At 30.0% G+C, this 4048-nt stretch carries 6 protein-coding genes; 5 read left to right on the top strand and 1 reads right to left on the bottom strand.

Annotation, left to right across the window (positions count from 1 at the left end; genetic code table 11):
• The 5 genes from secF to ACQCX0_RS00540 all read left to right on the top strand — a co-directional run.
• The coding region (secF, locus tag ACQCX0_RS00560) for a protein translocase subunit SecF (protein WP_462562123.1) at nt 1-843 on the top strand (843 nt) is incomplete at its 5' end.
• Nucleotides 833-1204, top strand: a complete 372-nt coding sequence (locus tag ACQCX0_RS00555) for an Mth938-like domain-containing protein (RefSeq protein ID WP_462562121.1) — start codon at nt 833-835, stop codon at nt 1202-1204. The genes secF and ACQCX0_RS00555, both read left to right, overlap by 11 nt.
• 337 nt (nt 1205-1541) lie before the next feature.
• Complete coding sequence (deoC, locus tag ACQCX0_RS00550; protein WP_462562119.1) at nt 1542-2357, top strand: deoxyribose-phosphate aldolase; 816 nt, start codon at nt 1542-1544, stop codon at nt 2355-2357.
• 69 nt (nt 2358-2426) lie between these two features.
• Nucleotides 2427-2852 carry a cytidine deaminase gene (cdd, locus tag ACQCX0_RS00545; RefSeq protein WP_462562117.1) on the top strand — a complete coding sequence of 142 codons (426 nt, stop codon included), beginning with the start codon at nt 2427-2429 and terminating at the stop codon, nt 2850-2852.
• Nucleotides 2853-2952: 100 nt separating this feature from the next.
• A complete protein-coding gene (locus tag ACQCX0_RS00540; RefSeq protein ID WP_462562115.1) occupies nt 2953-3315 on the top strand; it encodes a hypothetical protein in 363 nt (120 codons plus the stop codon).
• Nucleotides 3316-3452: 137 nt separating this feature from the next.
• Here the strand turns inward: ACQCX0_RS00540 and ACQCX0_RS00535 are convergent.
• Nucleotides 3453-4048, bottom strand: a 596-nt coding sequence (locus ACQCX0_RS00535) for a superoxide dismutase (RefSeq protein ID WP_462562113.1), incomplete at its 5' end; no start/stop codon positions are given.

The raw sequence follows: 4048 nt of genomic DNA, 5'->3' as shown, positions 1-4048 counted from the left end.
ATAGCTTCAATTCTGTTATCTTTAGTATTTATTTTCTTAATTACTTTTAAAGGTTTTAATTTAGGAATAGATTTTAAGGGAGGTTTATCAATGGAAATTAAAATGCCTCAGAATAGCTCTTTAGCTAATATTCGTACTAAATTGAACTCCATAGAAATTAAAGATATAGAGATTCAGGAGTTTGGTAAAGAGAACGGAGCACGAATTCTAATTAGTAGTAATATCATTAATAAATTTAATAATTTTAATGATGTAATAGAAAAAGTTAAAACTGTTTTAGGATCTAAATATATATTTTTAAAGAGTGAATTTGTTGGACCTAGTGTTAGCACTAATATAATTTGGGGTGGAATCTATTCGATTACTTTATCTTTCTTAGGAATTTTTGCCTATTTGTGGTTTCGTTTTGATTGGCAATATGGCTTAATGGGAGTTATTACCCTATTTCATGATGTTATTATGGGGGTAGGGTTTTTATCACTACTGGGGTTTGAGTTTAACCTTTCAACTGTAGCCTCTGTTTTAACCATTATTGGTTTTTCCATTAATGATACAGTGGTAAATTTCGATCAAGTACGTGAAAATTTAAAAAGATACTCTAAATATAATCTGATTTATATTTTAAATAAAAGCATTAACGAGGTTTTCTCCAGAAGTATTGCTACATCCCTAACAGTAATTTTAGTATTATTAAGTATTTTCCTTTTAGGGGGAGATACTTTAAAGAGCTTTAGTTTTACTATGATTATAGGGGTGATTTTTGGTACCTATTCTTCAATTTGGGTGGCTGTACCGATGCTGATGTATCTAGGTAATCTTAAAAAAGTTAAATATGAAAAATAATTACCTTATTTCTTCTCATGATAATAACAGTTTAAGTTTATATAATACTACTGATAAAACTAGTTTGCTCTTGCAAGGTAGTTTTATATTATTAGAGGATAATTGCTATTTTCCTTTTCAACAGGTAAATAAGGAACACATTAGTATAACAGATTTAAGAATTTTAGAAAACTATCAACCAAAAGCAGAACTCTTATTAGTAGGTTGTGGTGAAAAATTAGTATTACCTTCCCCTGAGGTTAGGATGTATATTAATTCTTTAGGATTAAAATTAGAATGGGTAAAAACAACTTCAGCTATACATACCTATAATTTACTTAGGAATGATGACAGAGATGTCGTTGCTATATTCATATTTTAGTAAAAATTAACAAAGGTTAGCCTTTCATCCATTCCTTGTTTCTCTATCCCAACTTCCTATATTCAGTAATAGTTTACTAAAAAATAAGGTAGTATATAAAGTTAGGGTATGGCATATATTCTTCAATAAATTATTTTAATTGAGAAAGTACATCCATGGACTAATGTATTTATAGTGGATACTATCTTGTTTATAGATATATTCAACTAAAAGTTATATTTTTTGTATAGATAAAATCTTTCATAAGTTTGCAAATAATGAATAATCTTTATATTAATAATTAACAAATTGTGGTATTATAAATAATAATTTATGGGCTACTGGAGGCTTTACATATATGAATGTAGTAGTAACAGATTTACTCACAAAAAATATAGAAACGGCTAAACGTATAATTAGTGTAGTAGACTTAACTTTGCTAGGGGATGCTGATACAGAACAGGATATTGTTAATTTATGTAATAAAGCACTAACTCCTATAGGACAGGTAGCTGCCCTTTGTATTTGGCAGAAGTATATTCCTCTTGCAAAGAAAACGTTAGAGCAAATAAATGCAAATGTAAAAATAGCCACGGTTGTTAATTTTCCTTATGGGAGAAATACTATACCGGATATCATTAGTGAGATTAAACAAGCTCAATTTTTAGGAGCAGATGAGATTGATTTGGTATTACCGTATTTTGCTTTAAAATCTAATAATATACAATTGCCTAAGGCAGTAATTAGAGCAGCTAGGGAAATATGTCTAGATGCTCTTACCCTAAAAGTTATTTTAGAGGTTTCTGAATTACAAACTGATGAATTAATAAAACAAGTAGCAGATTTGGCGATTCATATGGGGGTTGATTTTATAAAAACTTCAACCGGAAAAACCAACAGTTCAGCCACCATAGAAGCAGTAACAATTATGTTACAAGCTATTAAAGACACTCAAAAACCTTGTGGAATTAAACCCTCAGGGGGCATTAGAACTGTACAAGAGGCAATGAAATATATTAATTTAACAGAGAAATTTATGGGAAAGAGTTATATTAACCCTAGAAACTTCCGTATTGGAGCATCATCTTTGTTAGATGATGTACTAAAGTTTGCTGGGTTAACAAAAAATTCTTTAACAGAAAATATTATACAACCGCTTGTAAATCAGTATTAATAGGTTTATTATTTTTTTAAGATAACTGAATCCTTATAAGGAGTCATTCATAAAAAAGGTTAATGGTAAATGATAAAAAGTATGGAACTGAGAGAAACAATGATGAAACAAAAAATGTATGATTTAGCCGTTACAGCTAGGGAAAAAGCTTATGCTCCGTATTCTAACTTTGCCGTAGGAGTTTGTATTTTAACTAAAAATAATAATTTTTATCAGGGGTGTAATGTGGAAAATGCTGCTTATCCTATGGGTATTTGTGCAGAAGCAGGAGCAATTGCTAATATGATTGTATGCGGTGATAATACTATTGCTAAAATTCTAATTATTGCTACAGGAGAAGTATTATGTACTCCTTGCGGGGGGTGTAGACAAAAAATTATGGAATTTGCTAATCCGGCTACTCTAATTCATATAGCACATAGTAAGGGAATTAGAAAAACCTTTACTATGCAGGAATTACTCCCATATTCTTTTAGTAAACTTAATTTAAAATAGCAATTAACAGCACTTTTTAGATATATGAGCCTCTTTTATTAGAGGTAGAAGTAAGGAAAGAATAAGATATACTAAAGCCGATATTGAAATGGAGATTAAAATGGCAAATCTAAGTACTAATAATTTTAACCCGAATCAGGCTATCTCTGTAGATACCCCTACTACTAAAGATGCAACAATAGAGAATACTAATGTAGATCTTGTAGAAAAACGGGTTGTAGTTGATGATATGAAAAGAGATGAAAATGCTCGACACCGTTATATGAAACACATTTTTATGTTTACTATGACATGGTGTATTGCTATGCTAATAATCTTATTATTAGCCGGATATAATTTTTACGGGTTTCATTTAAATGATACAGTATTAATAGCTTTTATTACTACTACTACTGCAACGGTATTCGGTTTAATCTTTATAGCTGCTAAATGGTTGTTCCCTAATAACGGAACTAATTCCTGATAATGCATAATAGTCAGAATTCAGCTTATAACTGAGTTTTTAACTGTAGCTTAAAAATTTATAGTATTACAACAACACTACATCTAAAAATCTACAAACCAACCTAGCTAGGTATATAAGAGTAGTAAGTTTTTAACTTAATCTTGTAGGGCAACATTAAGTTTGTGTTCTACATATTCCCAATTAATAAGATTTTCAAACCAAGCTTTTAAATAATCTGCTCTTTTATTACGATAATCTATGTAGTAGCTGTGTTCCCAAACATCACAACCTAAAACTTCTTTAGCATTTTGTGAGATAGGATTAACCCCGTTGGGATAATTTTTAATGACTAATTGCCGATTTTCTACTAAAAGCCATACCCATCCTGAACCGAATTGAGCTGTACCTAATTTAATCATAGTATCTTTAAAAGTATCAAATGATCCAAAGGATTTAATAATTTGCTTAGTTACCAAACTTGGAATATTAGGGTTAGAATCTTTCTTCATACTAAGCCAAAATTCATTATGATTATAAGCCTGAGCAGCATTATTAAAAACCCCAGCAAAATCAACTTTATTATAACTCTCCGTTACTATTACATCTAAGGTTTTAGCTTTAAAGATACCGTTCTTGGGGTCCTCGAGTAAGTTGTTTAAGTTAGTAACATAGGTTTGATGATGTTTTTGATAATGATATTCTAGGGTTTCCTTAGACATAAAAGGTGCCAGTGCATCTAAAGAATAAGGTA

The sequence above is a fragment of the Candidatus Hepatincolaceae symbiont of Strigamia maritima genome, assembly GCF_055505085.1.
This window is presented reverse-complemented; position numbering and strand designations above follow the sequence as displayed.

Bases quoted from the DNA above. Each gene is read 5' to 3' on its own strand.
- ACQCX0_RS00555 (WP_462562121.1), top strand. From the start codon at position 833: ATGAAAAATAATTACCTTATTTCTTCTCATGATAATAACAGTTTAAGT.
- deoC (WP_462562119.1), top strand. From the start codon at position 1,542: ATGAATGTAGTAGTAACAGATTTACTCACAAAAAATATAGAAACGGCT.
- cdd (WP_462562117.1), top strand. From the start codon at position 2,427: ATGATAAAAAGTATGGAACTGAGAGAAACAATGATGAAACAAAAAATG.
- ACQCX0_RS00540 (WP_462562115.1), top strand. From the start codon at position 2,953: ATGGCAAATCTAAGTACTAATAATTTTAACCCGAATCAGGCTATCTCT.